The 25,024-nt window shown below is 43.7% G+C and carries 23 protein-coding genes; 15 read left to right on the top strand and 8 right to left on the bottom strand.

The genetic code is table 11. The features are described 5' to 3' along the window. Positions 1–64: 64 nt before the first annotated feature. Together EV213_RS00930 and EV213_RS00935 are read right to left on the bottom strand one after the other, a co-directional pair. Positions 65–1,270 carry a sn-glycerol-1-phosphate dehydrogenase gene (locus tag EV213_RS00930; protein ID WP_133578595.1) on the bottom strand — a complete coding sequence of 402 codons (1,206 nt, stop codon included), beginning with the start codon at positions 1,268–1,270 and terminating at the stop codon, positions 65–67. A gap of 268 nt (positions 1,271–1,538) precedes the next feature. Continuing rightward, a complete protein-coding gene (locus EV213_RS00935) occupies positions 1,539–3,083 on the bottom strand; it encodes a motility-associated ABC transporter substrate-binding family protein (protein WP_133578596.1) in 1,545 nt (514 codons plus the stop codon). A gap of 254 nt (positions 3,084–3,337) precedes the next feature. Here EV213_RS00935 and EV213_RS00940 point away from each other — a divergent pair, with 254 nt between their 5' ends. From EV213_RS00940 to EV213_RS00970, 7 genes are all read left to right on the top strand, one after another. Then, positions 3,338–4,339 carry a phosphate/phosphite/phosphonate ABC transporter substrate-binding protein gene (locus EV213_RS00940; RefSeq protein WP_133578597.1) on the top strand — a complete coding sequence of 334 codons (1,002 nt, stop codon included), beginning with the start codon at positions 3,338–3,340 and terminating at the stop codon, positions 4,337–4,339. A gap of 100 nt (positions 4,340–4,439) precedes the next feature. Next, positions 4,440–5,213 (top strand): phosphonate ABC transporter ATP-binding protein, encoded by a 774-nt coding sequence (gene phnC, locus EV213_RS00945; protein ID WP_133578598.1) that lies wholly within the window; start codon positions 4,440–4,442, stop codon positions 5,211–5,213. Beyond that, positions 5,210–5,998 (top strand): phosphonate ABC transporter, permease protein PhnE, encoded by a 789-nt coding sequence (gene phnE, locus EV213_RS00950; RefSeq protein ID WP_133578599.1) that lies wholly within the window; start codon positions 5,210–5,212, stop codon positions 5,996–5,998. Before phnC ends, phnE (EV213_RS00950) begins: the two co-directional genes overlap by 4 nt. Then, the gene (phnE, locus tag EV213_RS00955) at positions 5,995–6,801 is read left to right on the top strand and encodes a phosphonate ABC transporter, permease protein PhnE (protein ID WP_133578600.1); all 807 of its coding nucleotides are present in this window, start codon (positions 5,995–5,997) and stop codon (positions 6,799–6,801) included. The genes phnE (EV213_RS00950) and phnE (EV213_RS00955) overlap by 4 nt, the downstream gene beginning before the upstream one ends. A 999-nt stretch (positions 6,802–7,800) precedes the next feature. Beyond that, positions 7,801–8,523 (top strand): ABC transporter permease subunit, encoded by a 723-nt coding sequence (locus EV213_RS00960; protein ID WP_208112697.1) that lies wholly within the window; start codon positions 7,801–7,803, stop codon positions 8,521–8,523. 1 nt (position 8,524) lies between these two features. Then, entirely contained in the window at positions 8,525–9,475 is a 951-nt protein-coding gene (locus EV213_RS00965) for an ABC transporter ATP-binding protein (RefSeq protein ID WP_166639104.1), read from the top strand. 659 nt (positions 9,476–10,134) lie between these two features. Beyond that, on the top strand, positions 10,135–10,371 hold the full coding sequence (locus tag EV213_RS00970) for a hypothetical protein (protein ID WP_133578603.1): 237 nt from the start codon (positions 10,135–10,137) through the stop codon (positions 10,369–10,371). A 209-nt stretch (positions 10,372–10,580) separates the two neighbouring features. On the opposite strand, the gene EV213_RS00975 is transcribed toward EV213_RS00970, so the two are convergent. Continuing rightward, a complete protein-coding gene (locus tag EV213_RS00975; protein WP_133578604.1) occupies positions 10,581–10,907 on the bottom strand; it encodes a four-helix bundle copper-binding protein in 327 nt (108 codons plus the stop codon). 147 nt (positions 10,908–11,054) lie between these two features. Here EV213_RS00975 and EV213_RS00980 point away from each other — a divergent pair, with 147 nt between their 5' ends. Continuing rightward, positions 11,055–11,504 carry a DMT family transporter gene (locus EV213_RS00980; protein ID WP_243739939.1) on the top strand — a complete coding sequence of 150 codons (450 nt, stop codon included), beginning with the start codon at positions 11,055–11,057 and terminating at the stop codon, positions 11,502–11,504. Positions 11,505–11,563: 59 nt separating this feature from the next. On the opposite strand, the gene EV213_RS00985 is transcribed toward EV213_RS00980, so the two are convergent. Further along, on the bottom strand, positions 11,564–12,796 hold the full coding sequence (locus EV213_RS00985) for an alpha-L-fucosidase (RefSeq protein WP_133578605.1): 1,233 nt from the start codon (positions 12,794–12,796) through the stop codon (positions 11,564–11,566). A gap of 342 nt (positions 12,797–13,138) precedes the next feature. Here EV213_RS00985 and EV213_RS00990 point away from each other — a divergent pair, with 342 nt between their 5' ends. Together EV213_RS00990 and EV213_RS00995 are read left to right on the top strand one after the other, a co-directional pair. Then, entirely contained in the window at positions 13,139–14,575 is a 1,437-nt protein-coding gene (locus tag EV213_RS00990) for a GAF domain-containing sensor histidine kinase (protein ID WP_166639105.1), read from the top strand. Then, positions 14,572–15,222 carry a response regulator gene (locus tag EV213_RS00995; RefSeq protein WP_133578607.1) on the top strand — a complete coding sequence of 217 codons (651 nt, stop codon included), beginning with the start codon at positions 14,572–14,574 and terminating at the stop codon, positions 15,220–15,222. The genes EV213_RS00990 and EV213_RS00995 overlap by 4 nt, the downstream gene beginning before the upstream one ends. A 74-nt stretch (positions 15,223–15,296) precedes the next feature. Here the strand turns inward: EV213_RS00995 and EV213_RS01000 are convergent, their stop codons facing one another. From EV213_RS01000 to EV213_RS01010, 3 genes are read right to left on the bottom strand one after another with little or no spacing between them, the layout of a single operon-like run. After that, positions 15,297–15,686: a hypothetical protein gene (locus EV213_RS01000; RefSeq protein WP_133578608.1), complete on the bottom strand. Its 390-nt coding sequence runs from the start codon at positions 15,684–15,686 to the stop codon at positions 15,297–15,299. Beyond that, on the bottom strand, positions 15,638–16,645 hold the full coding sequence (locus EV213_RS01005) for an S-adenosylmethionine:tRNA ribosyltransferase-isomerase (RefSeq protein WP_133578609.1): 1,008 nt from the start codon (positions 16,643–16,645) through the stop codon (positions 15,638–15,640). Before EV213_RS01005 ends, EV213_RS01000 begins: the two co-directional genes overlap by 49 nt. Beyond that, positions 16,642–17,355: an SDR family NAD(P)-dependent oxidoreductase gene (locus EV213_RS01010; protein WP_133578610.1), complete on the bottom strand. Its 714-nt coding sequence runs from the start codon at positions 17,353–17,355 to the stop codon at positions 16,642–16,644. The genes EV213_RS01005 and EV213_RS01010 overlap by 4 nt, the downstream gene beginning before the upstream one ends. Before the next feature lie 173 nt (positions 17,356–17,528). Between EV213_RS01010 and EV213_RS01015 the strand changes: the two genes are divergently transcribed. Then, entirely contained in the window at positions 17,529–18,152 is a 624-nt protein-coding gene (locus EV213_RS01015; RefSeq protein ID WP_166639106.1) for a restriction endonuclease, read from the top strand. Between the two features lie 336 nt (positions 18,153–18,488). Here the strand turns inward: EV213_RS01015 and EV213_RS01020 are convergent, their stop codons facing one another. Beyond that, positions 18,489–20,237 carry a glycoside hydrolase family 13 protein gene (locus EV213_RS01020; protein ID WP_133578612.1) on the bottom strand — a complete coding sequence of 583 codons (1,749 nt, stop codon included), beginning with the start codon at positions 20,235–20,237 and terminating at the stop codon, positions 18,489–18,491. Positions 20,238–20,431: 194 nt separating this feature from the next. On the opposite strand from EV213_RS01020, the gene EV213_RS01025 reads away from it, so the two are divergent. The 4 genes from EV213_RS01025 to EV213_RS01040 all read left to right on the top strand — a co-directional run bounded on the left by EV213_RS01025 (position 20,432) and on the right by EV213_RS01040 (position 25,010). Continuing rightward, positions 20,432–21,724, top strand: a complete 1,293-nt coding sequence (locus tag EV213_RS01025; RefSeq protein WP_133578613.1) for a sugar ABC transporter substrate-binding protein — start codon at positions 20,432–20,434, stop codon at positions 21,722–21,724. Positions 21,725–21,754: 30 nt separating this feature from the next. Beyond that, positions 21,755–23,074 carry a carbohydrate ABC transporter permease gene (locus EV213_RS01030; RefSeq protein ID WP_133578614.1) on the top strand — a complete coding sequence of 440 codons (1,320 nt, stop codon included), beginning with the start codon at positions 21,755–21,757 and terminating at the stop codon, positions 23,072–23,074. Beyond that, positions 23,075–23,917 carry a sugar ABC transporter permease gene (locus EV213_RS01035; RefSeq protein ID WP_133578615.1) on the top strand — a complete coding sequence of 281 codons (843 nt, stop codon included), beginning with the start codon at positions 23,075–23,077 and terminating at the stop codon, positions 23,915–23,917. It abuts the gene before it with no gap. Positions 23,918–23,999: 82 nt separating this feature from the next. Next, positions 24,000–25,010 (top strand): LacI family DNA-binding transcriptional regulator, encoded by a 1,011-nt coding sequence (locus tag EV213_RS01040; protein WP_133578616.1) that lies wholly within the window; start codon positions 24,000–24,002, stop codon positions 25,008–25,010. The last annotated feature ends 14 nt before the right edge of the window (positions 25,011–25,024 follow it).

Here is a 25,024-nt window from a genome sequence, read left to right on the forward strand (position 1 = left end):
CGGATCGGATCTAAAGGCAAAAATAAACCCTGTGCGAATAGCTGCACAGGGGGAAATGTACTCTCTACTGAATCCTACTCGCGAGCTCATCAAAAATTGGTCGGGACCACTCCGGGTACTCATGAGCTAAACGCAAACCGGTATACCTGTCACGTATCGTATGGGCAAGGGTGAGCCCTTCGTGTAAAAGTGATGGGGTGCCCCCTAATTCAGCAAATGTCCCTGGACCTCCGACGAGATGGAGCCATCGTTGAATTTCTGCCGAGGGAGGCAGGCTTTGGAATAGATGTTCGATGTCTGTCCATCTTTCTCGTAAGGTCGGAGTTGCGTTATGAGGGCATGATTGGTGAGAGAGCTGTTGATAAAGATCGATGATAATTCCACAAGCGACACCAACTTTTGCTCCGTGAAGCCATTGTGGATGCCGATGCTTTAAATGCTGCATCTCCCATACATGTGACAAATGATGTTCCGCACCTGAAGCCGGACGCGAATGATCAAGAGCCATCATGACAAGGCCAGACACGACGAGTGATTCCATCAAGGTTTTTATTCCTTCTTTTGTCGGTGTCGTGAGATTGTCTATGGCCTCTAGACAATTGTGCAGCGCTTTTTCTGTCAGCTGTGCTCCCTGTTCATCATATGGTTCTTGTTTCAGCCATGAGGACACCTTCCAATCTGCGAGCGACGTCCACTTTCCAAGCATGTCTCCAAAACCCGCAGCCGTCATTGCTCTGGGGGCATTCACTAACACACCTAAGTCTGCAAACAAGGCTTCTGGTGCGACAGTTTGAATGGTTTTCTTAAACCCACGTAAAACAATCGGGGCGCCTTTTGATGTGAAACCATCGACGGAAGCTGCGGACGGAACAGACACAAACGGGATGTTCTTTTGGTATGCAACAAAACGGACGATATCGTGAATCGTTCCTGCCCCAGCAGCGATAATCACATCCGTCTGATCAGACACTTGCAGAAGCACCTCAATAATGGCTTCTTCATTGGCGAGCACTTCGTTCCTTTCATCATCCTGAATGATGCAAGATTCGGTTTGAATCCCCTCCGCTTCCAACACGTGCTTCGTCTGTTCCCCAATCGCCAAATAGGTTCGCTGATCAGCAACAATTAAAGGATGTTTCCATTGCTTTTGTTTACAAAAAGAGGGCAAACGGTGCAAGGCATTGTCTTCAATAAACAGTGTCGAGCGATTGAAACGGGCGAACCTTTCATCCGCTCCGTACACGTGATACCATTCCTGCCAAAGGTCCATATGTCGCGACAGTGCTCCACTCCACTGCCTTCCCTCCAATCTGTTTAGGTGAATCACTTCATTTTTTTGTAAAGGTTTTCATTAAAGCATATCCTTGACGAACATTTGCCTTTCATTATATAGAGAGAAGCTCTTTCAATCAATCAAGAGAGAATTAATTCATTTGCAAAGGGAACAGACAAATGAAACATCTTGTCAGGACCTTAATAAAAAATGTGGTCCTCCAAAGTCGTTTTATGACTCCGGAGAACCACCTTTTAATCATCCCTTAAGGCGCAAGCGTCACTGATTGTGTGAGGAGATTTTCCCCTTGCTGCCGCAAGCGAATGTTTCCTTGCGTCGCTGAAACATCCGTTAATCTCATGCTAAACGTGATTTTACCAGTGCCATCATTTCCGATCGAAACTGGCGCAATGCTGGCATAACCAGTGCGTGACCATGAACCATCTGCTTGCTGAACTTGAGAAATTTGTCTACCACCTGAGAGATAAAGCTGAATTTCCAAGTTCGATACGGTTGAGCCTGGTGCAGCATTGGTCACTTGAACGGTTACGTCAAAGGGCTTATTCCCGACTGGAACTGGCTCTTCTAAGCTAATCGCATAGGATGCATCAACTGGAACTTCCCCATCCTCTGCTCCGTAAGATCCTGGCGCAAATGTTGAGCGATCATACCAGAGATACCCTGCATCAGGCGATCGCCATGGCTCGGTCTGTGGTTCCGTACTTTGTTCCGGAAGCTCCATATCAAGAAGTGGAGACACATCATCCAATGGAATGTTTTTTTGCGCAAATGTTTTGTAGCATTCTTCTTCAGCCAACCAATTCATCATATTGATTAAAAGCGTTGCATCATCATGCTCTAGGAAGCCATCGTACGTACGCTTCGTGCCTCCATGTTCTTCATTTCGATACTTTGGCGTAGCGTCTTCAACAGGCGAAGAATCTCCGATGAAGGCAGCCTTCCCATTTTCAACCTTCGAAATTGCTGCAAATGGACCTTCGTCAATGCCTCCGCCGAAATAAACGCCTTGATCGACAGCCGGTCCCCAAGAATTCGCTTCAGACGTTAGCCCTGTTGGCAAATACACAATTCCCTTTGCAATGGTAGGATCCGTGATCGCTAGTGTAGCACCTGCGTGAATTGCCACTTTCTCAACACCTTCAGTAATCCCAAAAGTGTCGGATGGCGCTACGATGTGATTGGCAACGGTATTGTTAATTCCATTGTATCGGAACTGAATGCCGAAATTGTCCGAAAGCCATTCAGAATTTGTCACACCTTCAAGTGCCTTCTTCTCTGCTGTGTTCATTCCTTTGAAAGGATCTTCCCATGCGCCTCTTCTCCAACCATTAAAGATCTCTCCTGAGTCCCAACGATTCAAATTTCGATCCGCATTGTAATGGTCGGCAATAAAAAACACGCCACCTCCGGCCTCAGTAAAAGACAAAATAGACGCTTGCTCTTCAGCTGTGAAGGGGATTTGCGGCTCAGGGATGACAAACACGTCTATGCCTTGAAGATCCGCTATCGTCAAATCGTCTTCGCTGCGATGTTCTCTCACAAGATAGCCTTCTTCCGCTAACGCCTCAGCGAAATCAGAAAATGCTCCATCAATGACCCAATCTGATGCACCTGCCGTTTGACCGTGGCTATTGTCGACCAACACCGTTTTTCCATTTGGCTGAACCGGTTCTAGGACAGGGGCGGGATCAAGCGGTCCTTCTGCATGCCCGGGTTGAACGACCAACAAGACAGTGGCGAGAGCAAGAATCCACCCTCGTACAGCGATGCTCCATGACGTTTTTTTCACGTTTTTTCCTCCTCTTCCTTAGTCAGATTTATTTTATCGTACTTTTAAACATAGAAACATTTTGATTGTTTTATTTTTTTGTAAAGTAGGAAATATTGCTTTTATGCTCTACCACAGAGCTTTTTTACAGCAGGAAAATCAGACATATTATCGAAAATCTTTACAATTTCTTCATCTTTTAAGCTTGGATTCATGCTACAATGTGCCTAGCTTAGTTGCTACTTTTTAACTTAATTTCCAAGGGGGAAAACGAAGTGAAGAAACAATGGTACATAACGCTTGCACTTGTAATGCTTATGCTGTTCATTACGGCTTGTGGTGGAGGCAACGAAGGAACCACTGAAGATACACCAGAAGAGCAGACGACCAGCGAATCAACAACGGACGGGGGAGAAGATGCTGACGCTGAGGCAGAAGCAGAAGCAACTGGCGAAGTTCCACAAACGTTACGCGTTCAATTTGTTCCTTCTCAAAACGCTGGATCGCTCGAAGCAAAGGCTAAGCCACTAGAAGGATTGCTAACAGAGCAGCTCGATATCCCTGTCGAAGTGAGCGTTTCGACAAGCTACAACACAGTTATTGAAGCAATGATGTCTGATCAAATTGATGTCGGCTTCTTGCCACCAACGACTTATGTCCTTGCTCATGAGCAAGGGGCAGCAGACGTTATCCTTCAAGCTCAACGCTATGGTGTCAATGATGAAGATGGTACACCAACGGACGAGCTTGTTGATGCGTACAAGTCCATTATCATTGCAAAAGCAGACTCTGACATTAACAGTGTTGAGGATTTAAAAGGAAAAACAATTGCCATTCAAGATTTCACTTCTTCTGCAGGGTATGTATGGCCTGCTGCCTTAATGCTGGACAATGGAATTGATCCATTAAATGATATTAACGGCGTTAATTTCAAAGGACATGATGCAGCGGTTCTTGCGTTAATGGACGGAAGTGTAGACGCAGCGGCAGTCTTCCAAGATGCAAGAAACATCGTCAAAGGCGATTATCCAGCTATTTTTGAGGAAACGAAAATTGTCGCTATGACGGAGTGGATTCCAAACGATACAATCGCGATTCGTCCGGAAATCGATGATGAGTTCGCAACGAAAGTACAGCAAGCCTTTATCGAAATCGGCAAGTCTGAAGAAGGCCATGCCATCATTAGTGACATTTACTCTCATGAAGGGTATGTAGAATCCGATAATTCGAACTTTGACATTGTTCGAGAGTACGCTGAAAAAGTGAAAACCGAATAGAACATAGGAGGGCCGGAATCGGCCTTCCTTCTCTATTTGTTCTGAATAGAGAAATGTTCTTTAATCTTGTTAATTATGAAGAAAGTTGGGGTTGGCTCGTATGATCGAATTTAAAGATGTGTCGAAGGAGTATCCGAACGGCACCAAGGGTCTGAAAAATATTAACCTAACGATTAATCAAGGAGAATTCGTTGTCATCGTCGGGCTCTCTGGTGCAGGGAAGTCTACTTTGTTACGCTCGATTAATCGCTTGAATGATGTCTCGTCTGGCACCATTACGATCGATGGTCAAAACATTACCACAGCAAATTCATTAAAACTTCGTAAAATGCGGCTCGGTATTGGGATGATTTTTCAAAACTTTAATCTCGTCCGTCGTTCTACCGTGTTACGCAACGTGTTGTCTGGACGTGTCGGTTATCACTCGACGCTGCGAACAGCCTTTGGGTTATTTCCTAAAAAAGATGTAGAGCTTGCCTTAAACGCATTGGGACGTGTCAATATTGTCGACAAAGCGTATCATCGTGCCGATCAGCTTTCTGGTGGCCAGCAGCAGCGCGTATCCATCGCAAGAGCACTTGCCCAGGAACCAAAAATCATCCTCGCAGATGAACCCGTTGCATCGCTTGACCCACTGACCACCGAACAGGTCATGGATGACTTAAAGCGAATCAATGAAAACGACGGCATCACTACAATTGTTAACTTACATTTTATTGATCTTGCAAGAAAATACGCAACTCGAATCATCGGATTAAGGCAAGGAGAAGTTGTTTTTGATGGGCCTGTAGAAGAAGCTACAGATGAAGCGTTTGCTGAAATTTATGGACGACCGATTCAATCAGATGAATTATTGGGAGAGGCCACCCAATGAGTAGGCCAGCAAATCAGTTCCCTAAACGACCAACCAAAATAAAGCATTTGTTTACAGCCCTTATCATTCTTTTACTGCTTTGGATGAGCGTCGTTCAAACAGACGCCAGCTTTACTAGACTATTCGAAGGTTTTACGCAAATGTATGACTTGGTTTGGCGAATGCTACCTCCAGACCTCGATTACTTTGACAACCTAACGGAACCTATTTTAGAAACATTACGGATGGCTCTGCTCGGAACAACCTTTGGAGCCATCATTTCCGTTCCATTTATTTTGCTTTGTGCGTCCAATGTCACGACTACTTCCTGGCTCCATCAATCTGCTCGTGTTGTGCTAAACGTTCTTAGAACAGTCCCTGATCTACTATTGGCGGCCATTTTCGCAGCCATTGTCGGGTACAATGCGTTAGCTGGGGTACTGGCGCTGACGATTTTTTCAATCGGCATCATCGCCAAATTGTCTTATGAAGCAACAGAGGTGATTGACCCAGGACCCCTTGAGGCAATGAAAGCTGTCGGCGCAAACCACATACAGTGGATCATCTACAGTGTTCTCCCGCAGGTCATGCCAAAGTTTGCGTCTTACGTGCTGTATACATTTGAAGTGAATGTTCGAGCTGCCGCAATTCTCGGGCTTGTTGGTGCCGGCGGTATCGGTCTTGTATATGACCAGACATTATCCTCATTACAGTATGAGCGTACAACGACGATCATTCTTTATACCTTGCTCGTGGTCATCCTCATTGATTGGATTAGTACACGACTTCAGGAGCGATTGCGATGAAACAAGATCAAGTACAACTAAAACGTCAACGTTTCAAGGTCTGGTCAAAACGAATTGTCATTTCGTTGATCGTCCTGCTTATCTACATTTGGGCGTTTGGCGGCATTTCATTCAGCGGGATAAAAGAATCCGCCATGATTGTCACAGCAAGTATTTTCGATGGTTTAATAAACCCTGACTGGGGATATGTTTACGATCCAGCAGGAGAAGACTTATTGAGAGGTCTTTTGGAAACCGTCGGAATTGCCTTTTTAGGCATCTTTATCTCGACCATCATTGCTTTTCCCATCTCCTTTTGGGCAGCATCAAACCTTAGCAAATACCGAATTATTTCTGGTTCCGGTAAAGGGGTATTGAGCTTTATCCGAACATTCCCAGACATTGTCATGGCTCTCCTATTTATTAAAGCCGTCGGACCAGGTCCATTTGCAGGTGTTTTGGCCCTAGGTGTAGGCGCCGTCGGTATGCTGGGGAAACTGTATGCGGAAGATATTGAAAACCTAGACCATGGGCCATCTGAAGCCTTACTCGCTACAGGGGCAAACAAAGCACAAATCTTTCTTTTCGCCATTTTGCCACAGGTGCTGCCAAGCCTAGTTTCAAGCACACTGTACCGTCTTGAAATCAATGTGCGGTCCGCATCCATTTTAGGAATCATTGGTGCCGGGGGTATAGGTACAGCTTTAATTTTCGCTTTGCAGGTTCGAGATTGGTCACGCGTTGGTATCATCTTGTTTGGCATCATCTTTATGGTCCTTATCATCGACCTAATCTCAAGCTCGATCCGCAAACGTCTCGTCTAAAGAAAAGCTGTTGGAGACATACGACGGGCATTACGCACTGTAAAAAGCAAAGAAAAATAGTAAACAAGCGTTGGGCACCTCTGAAGCTTCCGGGATTCCGGAAGCTTCTTTTTTTGCACTTCATCCAATGAGCGAGACTCCAGCGGCAAAGAAAACACGATGAGGTCCTTTCGAATCGATGTTGCCCTTGTGCCCTTAGGGTGAAAAGAAAACACGACGAGGTACTCTCGACCGCTTCGTCAAAACACTTCGCTTTCCGCGGGCACGGCTTCAGCTTCCTCGGAATCTTGCTTTCCTGCGGGATCTTCAGCTCGTGCTGTTCCCGTAGGAGTCTACGTATTTTGACTACGCTAATGTTTGTTTCTGCGTAAATTTTTTATTATTTCCTGGCCTCATATAGCGAGGAAAAAGCATATTAAGATTAAGTCGTTTTGCTTACCAATTAAGACAAGTGTGCATCGTTTCATGTAAAACTGGATCATCTAGTGCAGTATTGATGCAGCGGTGTACTTATGTTTAGATAACTTCAACGCTTGCTATGCCTAAATGGAAGCAAGGTGAGATAGACCGATTAAATATCTTGAGAACAAAACCTGCTGTATTCAGTAACTTTTAAGGTGCACATGCCCACCATCCTGTATTATCTAAAGAATCGCCTTTTAGTAACTAAGCGGATCTCTGTGCTCTAATTAACTAGATGAGCCCCTTTTGAATTCATGTCACATCATAGAAAATGAGTACATCATTAAAAGCAGCCACTAGCGAGACTCCTACAGCAAAGAAAACACGTTGAGGTCTTTTCGAATCGATGTTGCACTTGTGCCCTTGGTCAGATGCGAGCTTATAGCAGCTTGCACGATCAACGACTAGAATTTCATCTCTCCAATTTATGAATCGTTAAGGATGTCTACTTTCAACTATCCATTCGTGCGTAAGACTACCAATCTATGGTACGATCATTTTAGTTTTAAAAGTCTATTTAATTTATTGAAAGGATGTGTGGCTGTGTTTTGGGTTGCTAGGTACGAATGGTTTCAATTAATTAAAAGCTTTAAAACAATAGGTGTCATCGTTTCCCTCCTTCTTATGAGCTATGGTTTATCAAGCTTACAAAATCTCGCTAGCGAGGCAATGATGACGGAGGATCTCGCATTAACCGATGTCAATGAAACCGTTATGATTGTATTCCTCTTTGGGACGTTTGGCATTGGGTTCCTTTACGTGTTTAGTTTGTCACACGACATCATCAACAGAGACATTTCATTACAATCCATACGTTTTACACTTACAAAAATATCACGACTTTCGCTTCTCTCAGGCAAATTTTTAGGTGTATTCATGTTTTGGTTTGTTTGCATCACCCTCTGTTTGTTGTTGTTGACAATTTTTTCTGGTACCAACGTTCTTAGCGGCATCATTCCACTAGCTATTTTCTTTTTGTACACAGTTGCCGCTACTTTGCTTTTGTCCTTATGCATTCCCAAACCAGGCATGAGCATGTTTGTTGGTCTACTACTTGGAATTGGAGCTCCTATATTTGCCATCGTTGCCCAATTTCGTGATGATCCGATTCTAACGATCATTCATCAGTATGTACTTCCTTACTATCCTCTATTAGAAGGGGTTACAATGCAAAGTCCTGAATTGTACTTTATTCCATTGGTATGGGCCGTAGTATTTTTCGCACTTGCGTTTCTATTGCTAAATAGAAAGGATGTGTAGCATGAAAGCACTTCACGTCGAACAACTAATGAAAAACTATGGAAATCGCCCTGTGTTAAACGGGCTTAATCTGACTATAAATGAAGGTGAACTTTTTGGTTTTGTCGGTAGAAACGGAGCCGGAAAATCGACATTCATCCATATCATTACGGGACTAATAAAAAAATCATCTGGGCAATTTGGAGCCTTTGGTCAAACAGAAGCCTCGATGAATGAAATAAAGAAAATTATCGGCGTCATGCCAGATGCCTCAACGATGTATTCTCATTTGCGGGCGGCAGATTTTCTCAAATACATGGCCCAGCTGAAGAATGCATCTTCGGATTCTACCAAAATTCAATCACTCTTGGAATCTGTTGGATTAAAGGACGAAGGACGCAAAAAAATTGCCTCTTTTTCCTTTGGGATGAAGAAAAAGCTCTCCCTTGCCCAAGCATTGCTCGGCGATCCAAAGCTTTTGTTTTTAGATGAACCGACTTCTGGTCTTGACCCTGAATCTGCAAAGGAGATTCAGGCGCTCATTAAAGGTCTGAATGAGGAAGGCAAAACAATTCTATTAACCTCTCATAATTTAAACGAAATTGAAAAGCTGTGCCATCGTATGGCCATTCTCCATCAGGGACGTGTGGAACGTGTTGGAAGTTTAGAGGAGCTTCAAAAAGAAGCAAACCGACGCGTGACATTAAATGTATCCTATGTGAGTGCAGAACCCATTACGGAAAATTGGCTTCATGAAGTGATCCCGGAACTGACAATTCAACAGCTTACAGAAAAAGAAATGCTTCTAGAAACAGATACAATTGAACGTGTTCCTCATTTAACCTCTTCTCTAGTGAAGTTCGGTGCCTCTGTTTATGGCGTTACGCCAAAAACACTCACTTTAGAGGATATCTTCTTCCAAGAATCCGACGATAAGGACACGGGAACAGAACAGAAAGATACTCGTCTATAAGCGACCTTTTCCCTAACAAAAAATCCGACTGACTCGAAAATTCACTCAGAATTTGGTAGCTTAGTTCGGATTTTTCATTGTCTAAAATACCTTTTGTCATATAAGTATCCAGCCCATGTACTGAAACCCTGTTCGTCGCAAAGAGTCCTTTTGTAAGAAATCCTATTCAACGTACCTCGCCTTTCGTTTCGTTAAGAAATCATTAGAAACCTTCCAAACCACCCTCATAATTTACATCAATTAACAAATAATTCATCATTCAACCTCAACCATTTCATTTTTTAAATAGTACAATTGTACCGATATATAAAATGAGTAAATAGTCACCTGTTTTAATATTATTGTTTTTCTCTGAAAGCTTTTTCTCATAATTTGTCGATAACCGACCGATTTTGTCGATATTTAACCATAAAATGTAAAGTGATGACTTTTATGTTATAATCAACGGATTTCTTTACTTAAACTCAAAAAAGATTCAATAATCGAACCGATATCTGTAGAAATCAAGAATATCGAACATTATTTGCTAAAGATATTATTAAATTTAAATATAATCGCAGTATTTTCTTTAAAAAATATTAATTTGAGTACAAAGTCATACGATTTTAACATAAGATTCCTTTATAGGGTTTTTTTAAAACTTAAAGGAGTGTTAAGGTATGAATGAAAAAAAATCAATCTATTTAATCGAAGTTTTTGATGCAATGACAAATCATCAGGGTGAACCTATAGAATTTAGTCATAATTATGTCGGTTATTGCTCCACAGAAGAGAAGGCTAAGGAGCTATGCGAGAGCTTCAATCAGAAGTTTTTTCGTTCTTCAAAGGTACGCGAGGAAACAGTACGCTATCCTGCGTTTGTTTATGTTGAAGTTAAAAACCTTGACCATTATTAGCTGCGTAAACGTCTTTTTTGTCGAACGGTGTTCTTTATTAAGAATTCACACAAGTCAATGATGCTTGTGTGAACCATACACGCCTTCATTCGTATGCTATTCCTTCGTACCGGACAGCCCTTCGTAACGAAGGTATCTGAACCATCGATACATAAAAACCACCTAGGGAACAAGATTCCTAGGTGGTTTTTATGTATCGTCGAAAATGATTATGCAAAGATTGCCCGGCATGCCTCAGCACACTGGAAGCACTGCTTCGCACAGCGCTGACAGTAGTCGTGCTGATGAGGTCCGCATGCATGACCACACGCCTCACAAATCTGCGCACAAAGCGCACAAATTTGTTCTACATATGGGCTTTTTCTAGAAATCGCTTGAGCTGCAAATGCACACATGTCCGCACATTCACGCGTTAATCGAATGCATTCTTTTAATTCAGCAGGATTGGTTTCAAGCAAACAGGCATCATAACACTCATTGCTGGCCCTCAAAGTATCAATGCACGCTTGATAACATGCTAACAATTCATTTGGCATCGGCTGCACCACCTTTTGTCAATTAACTACTACGACTCTGTTCCCTTTGTGTCACATATGTAACCCACAGAAAGATAAAATAAATTGCTCATCCTTTTGCTCTCCGTTAAAATGAGAGCATTGTCAATAGATCGAAAGGAGACGCTTATGAGTTGGACGATGGTATTGCTTCTTGTTTTTGCTATTCTCGCTGGTGCTGCCCAACCTTTTCAGTTTAATGTGAATTCTCAACTCAGATCCTGGGTCGGTTCACCTGTAACCGCTGCAGCTATTTCGTTTTTTGTCGGCCTTATCTGTTTAACAATTTTATCGTTCTTTAATGGCTTCTTTTCGCAAGCCAAACCACTCACGCAAGCGCCATGGTGGATTTGGACAGGTGGATTGCTAGGCGCATTTTACGTGTTCTCAACGATCATTCTGACGCCTCGTCTTGGTGCCGCAGCGACCGTGTCATTTTTGCTTGCGGGACAGTTGATTGCCGCAATGGTAATGGATCATTATGGCCTTCTTTCTTTGCCCGTACACGAAATTAATCTTCCCCGTCTAGTAGGAGCTGCACTTATTATTGCAGGTATCTTTCTTGTGCAAAAATTTTAATCTTCATACCGAACAAGGCTGCATCAAAAAATTGAGCAGCCTTGTTGCCTATTTGACATTCAACCGTATAATTTAAACGTTTGGATCTGCGGTGTTTCTAATGAATCAAGAACGGTTAAGCGAAAATGTGTTGACCGTACTGTCGGGATGCGGTCAATTTTTTTGTGACCTACTGCTGACCCTTCAACGAGGAGCTCCCAGTCTCCTGTTGCGATGAGCGCCTCAAGCTTGTACGCTCGAATCCGCTCTCCAAACGAAATGTCTTCCTGTAAAATAAAATGGTTTACCTCTTGCGGTTGTTCAAAAACAACCTCGTGAACAGGACCTTGTCCTGAGGTTTCTCCAACCATGTTGTGAAAGACATCCTTTCGCTTCTGACTAAACCCAAACACGACATCACAATCTGCTTGCGGCATTAACCCGCGATCGTCTGGTGCGATGTTTAACATAAGCTGTGCTCCATGGCCAACAGAACGATAATACATGTCCATAAGTTCGTCAGCAGTGCGCAATGTGTCCTCATCATTTGGACGCCAGAACCAACGAAGCTTACGGATAGGTGCATTGCATTCTGCTGGCACCCATGAAGAGGTCTCTGGCAACCAGGCTGTCATATCCTTTGTGAACATACTAACCTTCGCCTGCTCAGCAGCATTCCAACACGGATATGGGGCAACTCCATCTTCATTCCCCGCCCAGCGAACGGTTGGGGCTCCCATATTAAACACCATGGCATCAGGTTGTTGTTCGTTAACAATGGCCATAATGCGCTGCCAATCATAGCGCCTTCCTTCAGAACCTGCCCCATCGAACCATAGCTCTACAAGTTGACCGTATTGAGTCGTGAGCTCTGTCAATTGAGCGGCATAAAAGTCGTTATAAGCTTCTTCATCACTGTAGCAAGGGGCATTTCGATCCCAAGGCGACAAATATAACCCATAGCCTAAACCCTCTTCTTTACACGCTTCAACAAACTCACGAACGACATCGCCGTCTCCATTTTTCCATGGTGATGACGCAACACTATAGGAGGTTGTTTTTGTCGGCCATAAGCAAAACCCGTCATGATGTTTTGCCGTTAACACACAGTAAGAAAAGCCCGCTTGTTTCGCAGTTCGTGCCCATTGCTTGCAGTCAAGCTGAGTCGGATGAAAATGTGACGGATCATCCGTGCCATCGCCCCATTCTTGTGCGCGAAACGTATTCATTCCAAAATGGATAAACATCCCCATCTCTAAATCTTGCCACTTTTGTTGTGCCTTTGAAGGCAATGGAAGTTTTTCTTTTTCCACTTGTTTCCCTCCTTGAAATCGGTTACATTTATGTGTTTTTCATTTTATCACGTACAAAAATGGCTTGCATGAAAAACCTACGCAAATTTACAAATGAATGCGAACGAAATGCTTGCGTCTAAATAATCATTATGTATTTCATTCAATGAAAATCATCCATTTCCTTTTAGCTGTGATCGATTTAAAAAATGACATTCCATTTAGAATTCTATTTACCAGTTGCCTAAAATGGGCAAACGTTCTGCTTGTTCACAAGCTTTAAGCTTACTCTCTGTTTACTATTTTCAGCACTATAGCGAAAAGCGCTATGATAAACTACAGGTAGCGAGGAGGAACGAAGAGATGGATCATCTTGCAATGCTTAAGGAAATTGCCAAAACCCTATCAACGGGGACCAAGCTAGACAACATGTTGTTGGCAGCTTTAAAACGCTTGTTAGACATCACGGGACTTCAAAGCGGCTGGGTGTTTTTTATTTCAAAGGATGGGACCCATTCTTTGATTACAGAGCACGGAGCCCCTCCTGCACTCGTAAACAACGACTGTCGCAGACTAAAAGAAGGTGGTTGCTGGTGCAAATCGCAATTTTTAAAAGGAAAGCTGCAAAAGGCAGTCAATATATTGGAATGTCAGCGACTGGAGCGAGCAATTGAAGCGAATGATGGGTTAACAAATGATACGACTCATCACGCCACGATTCCTCTCATGGCGGGAAATGAAGCAGTCGGCTTAATCAATGTGGCTTCACCTGGAAAGCAGCATTTTGCTAAAGAGGAGTTGGAGCTGTTAGAGACAGTGGCATTTCAAATGGGCACCTCCATAAAACGCTTCCAATTGCTTGAAGAGTCATACGAACGCCAAGAACTTCTAGATAAAACAAGCGAATTTACTGGTGTGCTCCACCGACCAAACGGCCCTCGAACAGTTCAACATGTTGTTGAACAAATGCAATTGACCTACGGCTGGACCTTCGTCTCATTAACCATCGACAACCAGGGATTTGAAGTAGGCTCTAGGCAAGGCAAACAGTTCAATGCAGAGACGAGCGTAGATACACAACTTTCTTCGTTATGGCTTCAAATACAGAACAAAACAAAAGTTCCCCAAGATGTCCTCGAAACGGTGATGCTCCATATCAGCGTTTATGTAGAACGAATTGCTCTTGAAGAAGAGCAGCAGCAGCTGACTCGCGAAACAGAACGCCACCGCCTGGCACAAGAGCTTCACGATTCGGTGAATCAGTTATTGTTTTCGATTTCGCTTCATACAAAAGGACTTTCACGAGGGGTACCAGAAGGTCAGCTCAAAGATGGCCTTCATCATATTCAGCATGTGACCGAACACGCGCTAAAACAATTAAAGCACCTCGTGTCCCATCGAGAGCTGCCAGATATCGACGACTCATTGCCCGATGCTATTATCCATTATGGACGCCTGCTTCAGCTCGACATTTCCGTAGACATCGATCCAATAATTTCACTGTCGCCGTCTTGCTTAGAAACCGTCTTTCGTTTTATTCAGGAAGCGTTAAACAATGCACGCAAACACAGCACATCTGAGCAGGTGACAGTGACAATGTCAAAAAATAACGACCAGGTAACGTTGCAAATCAGAGACAATGGAAATGGTGTTGATGTTGCGGAGTTAGTTGAAGGTTTTGGGGTTCGACATATGAGGACACGTGCAGCCGAACTTCAAGGAACAGCAAAAATGACGTCAGATTCAGACACGGGGACAACGTGGACCCTTGTGTTTCCAGAAAGTGAGGAGCCGATTTGAGCATTTCTTTACTTCTAGTTGATGATCACAAAATTGTCCGTCAAGGGCTTCGTTTTTTCTTTCAATCCGTTGAAGGAATCTCTGTTCTCGGTGAAGCCGAAACTGAAAATGAGGCAGTCTCACAATTTATTACACTGCAGCCTGATGTTGTTTTAATGGACTTACAACTCAAATCTGGGGATGGTATTCAAGCGACCAAGCGAATCTTAACTGAATCTCCGAACGCGATCATTATCGTAGTTACTAGCTTTTCAGACCAGGATTATGTGATTCCAGCGTTGCAGGCGGGAGCAAAAGGCTATCAACTCAAGGATGTTGATCCTGAAGAGCTTGCCCAAACAATTTTTGCTGCTGTACAAGGTGGAAATGCAATCCACCCAAGCGTTATGAACCATGTTCTTTCCCATATGACCTCGGAGAAAGATCAGCGACTTGCCACACTTACTGAACGAGAGCTGGGGGTGCTTATTGAAATAAGTACGGGAAGAAGCAATAAAGAAATTGCCTTGGAGCTGCAAATCTCTGAACTAACGGTAAAAACCCATGTGTCTAGACTATTAAGCAAGCTAGGCGTTCAAGATCGCACCCAAGCCGCGTTATTCGCCATTCAAGTCGGCGTTGCCAAGCCACCATCCTTCGATGTTTAACACAATATACAATAAACTGAAGCAGCCTCAGCGAGCGCAAGTCTGCTTCAGTCTATTGTAGCTTGAGAACATCACTAACCGGTGAGAACAAGCTCCACCGAGAAACAAAGAGGGTGCGTATAAAAATTGGAGGTTCCCACACCATTGATATCGTAAGTCTGTATATCGCGGCGATACCCTTTTCTATACAAGTGCTCTTCAATCAAACGATCGTCTAAAGGCATAGCAACAGACACATGATACCACTCCGCTGCCTCTCCCCCTTCAATGATTTCAAGGACCTTATCGTCTTTTCGTAAGAAACATAGGTGTTCCTCTTCGATTTGCTTCCACCCTTCGACGACAAACCCATATGTCTGTAGTACTGTGACTGCTTTGAAAAGTGATTTCACATGAATGCCAAGATGATGAATTGCTAAGCTTTTGAAGGCAAAATCAGGTTCATATCGCCAAATTCGTGCCATAGATACCTCTCCTTTAGCGCCTCTTGATACATTGCTTCAAGGTCCTCCTTCGTGACAAAAGCAGTTAACATATCCAAATGGCTTGCTTCAAATTCATGGAAGCCAGTAAGCAAACCGTCAACGACTGATAATGCGCTTTCAGCGGTCACGTATAACGCCGTTTCACCTTTTGTCGGTTGAAGAACTCCACCAGGAGAATGCGCACTTTCTAATGCTCGCACAACCGTCGTTCCCACAGCTACGACACGTCCGCCATTTTCTTTTGCATGCTTAATGGTTTCCACCGTTTTTTGCGAGACAGTAAATGGCTCTGGGTGCAGGGCTGGTGATGGCCAGCTGTCGTTTCCATAATAGCTTAAGCCAGCGTGAAGGCAAATTGACTCCACTTTCACTCCCTTTCTTTGCAAGTCATTAATCAACTTCCACGTAAACGCTCTCCCAGCGGACGGCATTTCCACCGAGCCAGGCTCATTCGCATACACTGTCTGAAAATAGCGTAGTGACCAAGGGTGAGACAAGTGCTCATAACGAACAACATCGCCGTGACGGTACAAATGCTCAAAGAAGACTGCCCCTTGCAACGAAAATGCCATTTGAATTAAAGGTGACTCACTGCCTCTACCAACAATTTTCCCAGTCAATCCACCAGGAAATCGATGAAAAACCCGCTTAGGTGGTTTGACAAACAGGACGTCCCATACCCCTTTACGGCATTGTCGGGACAAACGGATTTCTTCTCCTTTCATAGTGTGTAGCACAGCAGGAATCGTTCGACTTGTGTTTAAAACAACGACATCGCCTTTCCTAAACACTTCTGGCAGTCTTTCAAACTGTTTGTGCTTCATTTGTTTGGTCAATGAATCAAAATGCAGCAGGCGTACTTTTGAGCGGCTTTTTCCTGCTTTTTCAGGTGGTATTGAAGCATCTTTAGGAATCAGCTGCTTTTGAAATGCATTCATTCTGACTCCTCCTCTGATGCTGCGATGCGTAAAGGCGATTTCTCCAAATGAAGTGCCCGTTCAAATAAAGGAATGGCATCTGCCGGTCGTGCCAATGGATAATCGCAATCCGGGACAGCGATGGCGTGCATTTCCGTGTCCATTTCACCTGGATCAATGAGATGCATCCGTACCCCTGATTCTTCAAGCTCATCTGCCCATGTCTGAATCATTCCTTCAACGGCGAATTTGGATATGCCATAAGCTCCCCATTCCGCAAAACCAGTTTGACCTGCCTCCGATGTTACCGTAAGGACAACGCCACTACCCTGAGCAAGCATGGTTGGCAGCACCTGGCGCGTCATCAAGAAAGGACCTACCACGTTTGTTAAAAGAACGTCCGAAAACGAATCCGTTGGATAATCTAACAAAACCGATGGCCCTGGTCCAAAGACAGAGGCATTATTAATCAGCACATCGATCCGATGATAATGAGCTAGGGCAACGGAAACGATACGTTCAACATCTTCCTCCTGGCTCATGTCCCCTTGAAGCACTAATGGCTCTTTGCCCGAACGCAGTTGGATCTCTTCTCCGACTGCCTTTAGATTTTTTTCTCCTCGTGCAACCAAAACAAGTCGATACCCCTTTTGGCTAAAGTGCAGAGCCAATTGTCTTCCTAAGCCTTTAGATGCCCCTATAATCATCATTACGTTTGCTTGTTCTGTCATGTCAATCACCCTTTGTGTTGTGTTGACTGAAGTATACAAAACGCCTGACTTTTTTTCGTCCACATTATGATTGTCATTCATGATCACATTTGAAGGAGGAGAATGTCCTCCTTTTGATGTACGTACGCATGTTTGGTTGCTACAATAGAGGGGGAAACGAAGGGGGAACAAACATGAATATCGAGGCATTTTTTTCGGGATGGATAAGCATTGGCCTTTCCCTTCTGATCCTCATCACTTTTATCATCCTCATTGTAAAACGACGAAAGCGAAAGAAATTTGATGTCGCAAAAATTACGATAGCGGATATTGATCGAATGGACGGGGCTGAGTTCGAGGATTACCTAGCTGTTCTTCTATCATCAATCGGCTTACGCACCTTTCAGACAGCGAAAAGCAGAGATTTCGGCGCTGATTTGCTTATTTACTCCGATGAAGGTGTGCCCTTTGTCATCCAAGCAAAACGTTATAGTGCCAAGCTTGGGCTGCAATCTGTTCAGGAGGCCTTTACAGCAGCGACCTTCTATGGGGCTGATCGGGGGATTGTCGTTACTTCTGCAGAAGACGTCACTTTAGCCTGCTGGCAGCTTGCCGAAAAAACGGGCACGTCCATCCTCATTCGAGAGGACATCATGGAGCTCATCACTCTCACAAAAGGAGGGCAAGTCGAGGAGGCAACACAAATCCTCCTCGCCATGGACTACCCTGAACTCTCTGCCTATACGCCGAATTTAAAAGAGACATATATAGAACGCGGCCGTTATCAAGCAGGGGAATATTTTATGCGTAAGTCGTAACGTACACCTCTCAAGCTTACTGACTCAACTTTCGCAGAGCAAAAAACACTGTTTATGTTGACTGCGCCTGAGTTGAAGCACGGTGAGATAGATCTATTGACATCTTGAAAACCTGTGTAGCTTTAGAGGTGCTAATGTTCACAAGCCTGCATTTTTAAAAGTCTTCTACACCATATATTACGACTGCTCGTCAAAATACTTCGCTTTCACCCTAATGCCATTTAGGGTGAAAGCGAGCGTATGGCAGCTTGTATAAAAAACAGAGACAACATTGAATTGTAGGTTTACCCAGTGATCTCTAAGCGTGCCTGCCAAATAAAAGGTGCGAGTGTTGATTTACTGAGATACTTTTAGAACAGCGCGTTCACCTGGAAGAAGCGCCAGCTGAAGGTTCTTTTTGTGCCCCAGTGCGCTGTTCTGAAGGAGATCCTCCCAATTCCCTTCCTGCTCGAATGTCGTCATTGCCTGTTCCTCTGTAGGATTTAGAACGACATAAATGGTTTCCTTCGTTCCTTCAAGAGAGAAGCAAACAAGAGAGTTATGGCGATGCCACCGTAGTTGTCCCTCATTATGGAGCAGGGATTCTTGATTCCTTAACTGGATCAACATACGAATATCGTCTAACAACGTGCGATCCCATGTCTCTTCATCCCACTCCATGCATTGTCGACAGTCTGGATCCATCCCTCCAGTCAAACCAATTTCATCGCCGTAATAGAGGCAAGGGGTCCCAGGATACGTAAACAATAATGTAAAGACGAGACGAGCAACGGCGGCGTCATTGCCACATTCTGTTTTGATTCTTGGCGTATCATGGCTACCGACCAATGTGAGCAAATGCGCCGTCACCGTATGTGGATACATCGTCTGTAGCGAGACCATTCTTTCCGTAAACTGCAATGGCGTTATGGATTTACGTGCAAAAAGATCCAAGGCATTCGAGAGGAACGGATAGTTCATCACCCCGTCAAATTCGTCTCCATCCAGCCAAGGAGATGAATCATGCCAAACCTCCCCTAGAATGTACAGGTCTGGATTAATGGCTCTCATGTTGTGACGAAATGCCTTCCAAAAGGCATGGTCAACCTCATTGGCAACATCAAGTCGCCAGCCATCGATTCCAAACTCTTTCGTCCAATACGCCGCGACATCAAGCAAATACGTTTTCACCTCGTGGTTTTTCGTGTTGAGCTTTGGCATAGTCTCCACAAAAGCAAACGTCTCATATGTAAGGCTTTGCCCACTTTGCTGCAGTGATCCTTCAGTAAAGTGAAACCAGTCCTTATAAAGTGAGCTGTTTCCTTTTTCCAACACATCTTGAAACTGAGCAAAAAGAATACCAGAATGGTTAAACACCGCATCGAACATTACACGGATGCCTTTCTCATGGCACGCTGAAATAAAAGATTTCAGTGTAGAGGTTGATCCAAACGCAGGGTCCAACGATTTATAATCAATCGTATCGTATTTATGATTTGATGTTGCCTCGAAGATTGGAGTTAAATAAATGCCCGTAATGCCTAGTTGGACGAGATGATCCATGTGCTGTAAAGCCCCTGCTAAGTCACCTCCAAAAAAATCATTTGCCTTTGGTCGTCGACTTCCCCAAGGCAATGTACCAGGAGGATCATTCAACTCATCGCCGTTTGCAAAACGTTCGAGAAATAGTTGATACCATACCGTCTTCTTTACCCATTCAGGAGAATCATGTTGCTCACTGCTGTGAATATAAGGGAAACAAAAGCAATCGCTAGGGTCCATCTGGCACTTATCAATCCACCCTTTTTCCGAGTAAAAAGCGCTTTCATTTTCAAAATCTATTAGCTCAAAACCATAGCGTAGTCGTTTGGAGGGAATTGCTATTCTCGCCTCCCAAAATTGATGGACATCGGTTTCCCCAATCAACTCCATCAGCTGCTCTGATGCTTTCCACTTCTTATCCTTCCATTCGTATGGGTCGCCGTAAATGACGTTCACAGAATGGATGTCATTCACTTTTGTTTTCAGTCGGAGTACAATTGTTTCATTAGCGCAAACGCATGCATACTTTTTTGTCGTTTCATGAAAAACAGCTGATTTTTCCACAACGATCCTCCTTATTTTAATCTTCAAAACCCATCCTAGAACATAGATATAATCAAGTCAAATTTCATCTCCAAAAAAAAGATTGCTATTTTATCGGAGCACGATATAATAAATGTAACATTGAGCAACCGCTTGCACAATGTTACATTTTCGAACAAAAAGTAATCGCTTACAAAAATCAAGGGGGACTTTAAATGAAACAGCACTGGCTTTCATTGATGACGATTCTTATGCTTGTTGTACTCACAGCTTGTGGACCAGGTAGAGGAGATGTACAGACCTCTGCACCGAAACCGGAGGAAGAAACTTCTACTCCAGCTGCATCTGACGAATCGCCTGAGAAACCTGCAAGTCTTAGCGTTTGGGTAAACGACGAAGAGACGCAACGTGAAGCACTTGAAAGTATTTTTACGTCGTTTGAAGAAGACACTGGTATACAGGTAGAGACAACTCCGATCAATATGCTTGACCAAGTGGAAGCCCTTGCGCTTGATGGACCAAGTGGAAATGGGCCAGATTTATTCTTCCAGCCACACGATCGCATCGGCAACATCGTGCTACAAAACTTAGCTGCGCCGATTGATTTAGGAGATGCTGAAACAGATTATACGGAAAATGCATTGAAAGCTGTAACGTATGAAGGTGAAACATATGGGATTCCAATGGTCGTTGAAACCTATGCCACCTATTACAACAAAGCATTGGTTGACGCCCCAGAAACAATGGAAGATGTCACAGCTGCTGCGGAGTCGCTTACAAATGCAGCGAACAATGAATACGGTTTCTTAATGGAAGCGGCTAATTTATATTTCTCCTATCCCTTCTTCGCTGGGTTTGGGGCGTATGTGTTTGGTCATAACGAAGAAACCGGATATGATGCGGCAGATATCGGCCTTGCCAATGAAGGTGCGATTGAAGGCGGACAGTTGATTTCTTCATGGTATGAAAATGGGTATATCCCCGTTGAAGTAAATCCTGATATTATTAATGGCCTTTTCGCTGAAGGCAAGGTTGGTATTGTCATCAACGGCCCTTGGGCATTGCCAGATTATCAAAAAGGGCTTGGTGAAAACCTTGGAACCGCCCCATTGCCAAAGCTGTCGAATGGAAATGTCCCTGTTTCTTTTGTTGGTGTGAAGTCATGGATGGTAAACAGCTATTCAGAAAACCAGCATTGGGCCATTGAATTGGCAAAATACATTTCGAACGAAGAAAATTCAAATCATTATTTTGAAGTTGCTGGTGAGATGCCTGCCAACAAGAGTGCATTAGAAGGAGATGTCATCACGAGCAATGAATACATCCAAGCGTTTGCAGAACAAGTCTCCTATGGCGAACCAATGCCAAGCATTCCTGCCATGCAGCAGGTTTGGGAGCCATTTAACAATGCCTTATTATTCATTGCACAAGGAGAAGACGTCGAAGCTTCTCTAACTGACGCCAAGAATACGATTCAAACCAATATCGAAATGAGCCAAGGGCAATAAACATGGCTGTTCGACGAAAGGCGGATAACTATGTCACCTTCACCTAAACCAACCGTGAATACGCCATTGAAGGAACATCAAAACGCAAATCATAACCCAACGATTGCAACCATTCTTTCTATTGTTTTTGCTGGTCTTGGGCAGTTGTACAATCGCCGTTATTTCAAGGGTGGTGGCTTCATCATCCTTGAGATGGCCTTTCTCGTTGTTTTTGCAGGCTTTCTAAATGATGGCTTATGGGGATTGAGAACGTTAGGCATTATCCCTATTGAACATCATTCTGTCTTTTTACTCATTGAAGGAATTATTGCCCTTTTGCTCCTTCTGTTTTTTCTGGCACTTCATGTCTTAAATGTAATGGACGCCAGAAAAAATGCCCAAAGATTGCAAATGGGACTATCGAATCCAACGATGAAGCAGACGATACGTCATACTTGGGATCAAGGCTTCCCATACCTTTTTGTCACACCAGGACTTGTCATGCTCACCTTTGTGACGATTTTGCCAATTTTGTTTACGATCACACTCGCCTTTACAGATTATAGCCTGTTTAATTCTCCGCCGCGCAATCTTCTGAGTTGGGTTGGTTTCGACAATTTCATTCGTTTCTTTCAGGTCGAAGCTTGGCGAAATACGTTTGTCAGTGTGTTCTCTTGGACGTTGGTATGGACGTTTGTCGCCACGACATTACAGGTCGGACTTGGTCTATTATTAGCGTTATTAGTCAACGACGAACGAATTCGCTTTAAACGACTGATTCGAACGGTTTTAATTTTGCCTTGGGCGGTCCCTTCCTTTGTCACGATTCTTATTTTTGCTGCCCTGTTTAATGGAGAGTTCGGAGCCATCAATCGTGATCTACTTGAACCGATATTCGGAGCTGGCTTACCTTGGATGATGGACCCTTTTTGGGCAAAAGTTGCTCTCATTCTCATTCAAACCTGGCTCGGCTTCCCTTTTGTTTTCGCTCTATTTACCGGTGTATTGCAAAGCATTTCGCGGGATTGGTATGAGGCGGCTGATGTGGATGGCGGCACACGATTTCAGAAATTCCGCTTCATTACGTTGCCACATATTTTATTTGCTACCGCACCGTTACTGATCATGCAATATGCGGGCAACTTCAACAATTTTAATATCATTTATTTGTTTAATGATGGCGGTCCGGCTGTTCCTGGTCAAACGGCAGGCGGGACGGATATTTTAATTTCTTGGGTGTACGACCTCACCTTTACCCAAAATCAATACAGCATGGCAGCTGCAATTACACTTGTTTTAGGATTGATTGTGACAAGCTTCGCCGTCTACCAATTTAGAAAAACAGCGGCATTTAAGGAGGATCAGCGCTAAATGAATAAAACGCTGCGCTCTCGTCTAGAAGTATCATTGATCTACTTGTTTCTAGGCTTCATGGCACTGATTATTGGCTACCCTCTTCTATGGACACTGGGGATGTCTCTCAATGAAGGATCTAGTATGTTTTCGAATACGATGATTCCAGAAAACATCTCCTTCAGCCACTACCAATGGCTATTTACAGACCCAAACAGTGATTACTTGATTTGGTACAAAAATAGCTTAATCGTCGCTGTAGCGAATTCTTTTTTCTCCGTTATTATTACAGCATTTATTGCCTACGCGTTTTCGAGGTATCGTTTTCACGGACGGACGTATGGCCTCTATGCCTTTCTCGTCCTGCAAATGTTCCCTTCGATTATGGCAATGGTGGCCATCTACATCCTGTTAAACTTGATTGGTCTTTACGACAATCTCTATGGGTTAATTCTCGTTTATGTTGGCGGGCAAATTCCATTTAACGCATGGCTCGTCAAAGGGTATTTTGACACGTTACCTAAAGAGCTTGATGAAGCAGCAAAAATTGATGGTGCCGGTCATTTCGGGGTGTTTTTTCGCATCCTGCTTCCCCTTGCGCAACCAATTCTCGCAGTGGTGGCCCTATTCAATTTCATGACGCCGTTTGTCGACTTCATCTTGCCTCGAATTGTCCTAAGAAGTACAGAAAATTACACGTTAGCGCTAGGGTTATTTAATTTTATCAATCAAGAATTCGGAGCGAATTTCACACGTTTTGCCGCAGGTTCGATTCTCATCGCCATCCCAATTGCGATCATCTTTCTCTTTTTACAAAGATTTCTAATTTCAGGCTTAACCGCTGGCGGCACGAAGGGATGACTCTCGCCAATGCTTGAATTCAATGCCTGACTTAAGTATGCTAAATGCATCATGGACAGCGTGAGAAAAGAGGTATAACCTAGTGTCAGTGACGATAAAAGATGTTGCAAAATTAGCCAATGTGGCGACTTCTACAGTTTCAAGAGTGATTGCAAACAATCCACGCATTAGCGATGGCACAAAAAAGAAGGTTCGGGACGCCATGCATGAGCTCGGGTATCATCCAAATGCCATTGCGAGAAGTCTAGCCTCTCAATCAACGCAATCGCTAGGGCTTATCATGCCAAGGTCAACAGACATTGTCTTTCAGAATCCTTTTTTCTTAACACTTCTAAGAGGGATATCTGAAGGGGCACAGAACGCGCAATATACACTTTTGATGACGACAGGAAAATCAGACAAGGAAATTTATGATGGGGTCGTCCAAATTGTCCAAGGAAGAAAAGTGGATGGCGTCATTTTGCTCTCCTCTCAAGTCGAGGATGACATCCTGTCCTACTTATACAAGCGGAAGTTCCCTTTCGTATTAATAGGAAAGCCGTACAAATACAAAGATAAAATTACCCATGTGGACAATGATAATTTTAGTGCTGCGAATGAAGCGACAAAACATTTGCTTACAAAAGGGCACACGAAGATTGCATTTATCGGAGGAAGTCGAAAGCTCACCGTGACAATGGAACGTCTTCTTGGCTATCGTGAAGCTTTAGAAACCGCCGATATTCCTGTTAGAGATGCCTATTGCGTGCATGAAGAATTTTTATCTTCGGGTGGTCAAGAAGCCGTAAAGGGACTCCTTGACCTTCCAGATCCACCTTCGGCAATGCTTGTCACAGACGACCTCATGGCGCTTGGTGTCCTTCGTGTTTGTAATGATTTAGGCATTAGCGTTCCTGAATCCATCGCCATCGTCAGTTTTAATAACACTATGATGGCTGATATGTCTCGTCCACCACTAACAAGCATGGAAATTAATACGCTGGATTTAGGGTATCAAGCAGTGACAAGTCTCATCCAACATATTTCACAGCCAAATGAGCCCATTAAACGAGTGATTATTCCTCATTCTCTCGTCATTCGTGAAACGACTTAAATTTAGGGAAGAGT

The organism is Aureibacillus halotolerans (assembly GCF_004363045.1).
Lineage (GTDB): Bacteria > Bacillota > Bacilli > Bacillales > DSM-28697 > Aureibacillus > Aureibacillus halotolerans.

Bases quoted from the DNA above. Each gene is read 5' to 3' on its own strand.
- EV213_RS01025 (WP_133578613.1), top strand. From the start codon at position 20,432: ATGAAACAGCACTGGCTTTCATTGATGACGATTCTTATGCTTGTTGTA.
- phnE (WP_133578599.1), top strand. From the start codon at position 5,210: ATGAGTAGGCCAGCAAATCAGTTCCCTAAACGACCAACCAAAATAAAG.
- EV213_RS01000 (WP_133578608.1), bottom strand. From the start codon at position 15,686: ATGGCACGAATTTGGCGATATGAACCTGATTTTGCCTTCAAAAGCTTA.
- EV213_RS00930 (WP_133578595.1), bottom strand. From the start codon at position 1,270: ATGGACCTTTGGCAGGAATGGTATCACGTGTACGGAGCGGATGAAAGG.
- EV213_RS01035 (WP_133578615.1), top strand. From the start codon at position 23,075: ATGAATAAAACGCTGCGCTCTCGTCTAGAAGTATCATTGATCTACTTG.
- EV213_RS00975 (WP_133578604.1), bottom strand. From the start codon at position 10,907: ATGCCAAATGAATTGTTAGCATGTTATCAAGCGTGCATTGATACTTTG.
- EV213_RS01005 (WP_133578609.1), bottom strand. From the start codon at position 16,645: ATGAATGCATTTCAAAAGCAGCTGATTCCTAAAGATGCTTCAATACCA.
- EV213_RS01010 (WP_133578610.1), bottom strand. From the start codon at position 17,355: ATGACAGAACAAGCAAACGTAATGATGATTATAGGGGCATCTAAAGGC.
- EV213_RS00970 (WP_133578603.1), top strand. From the start codon at position 10,135: ATGAATGAAAAAAAATCAATCTATTTAATCGAAGTTTTTGATGCAATG.
- EV213_RS00980 (WP_243739939.1), top strand. From the start codon at position 11,055: ATGAGTTGGACGATGGTATTGCTTCTTGTTTTTGCTATTCTCGCTGGT.
- EV213_RS01015 (WP_166639106.1), top strand. From the start codon at position 17,529: ATGAATATCGAGGCATTTTTTTCGGGATGGATAAGCATTGGCCTTTCC.
- EV213_RS00990 (WP_166639105.1), top strand. From the start codon at position 13,139: ATGGATCATCTTGCAATGCTTAAGGAAATTGCCAAAACCCTATCAACG.
- phnC (WP_133578598.1), top strand. From the start codon at position 4,440: ATGATCGAATTTAAAGATGTGTCGAAGGAGTATCCGAACGGCACCAAG.
- EV213_RS01030 (WP_133578614.1), top strand. From the start codon at position 21,755: ATGTCACCTTCACCTAAACCAACCGTGAATACGCCATTGAAGGAACAT.
- phnE (WP_133578600.1), top strand. From the start codon at position 5,995: ATGAAACAAGATCAAGTACAACTAAAACGTCAACGTTTCAAGGTCTGG.
- EV213_RS00965 (WP_166639104.1), top strand. From the start codon at position 8,525: ATGAAAGCACTTCACGTCGAACAACTAATGAAAAACTATGGAAATCGC.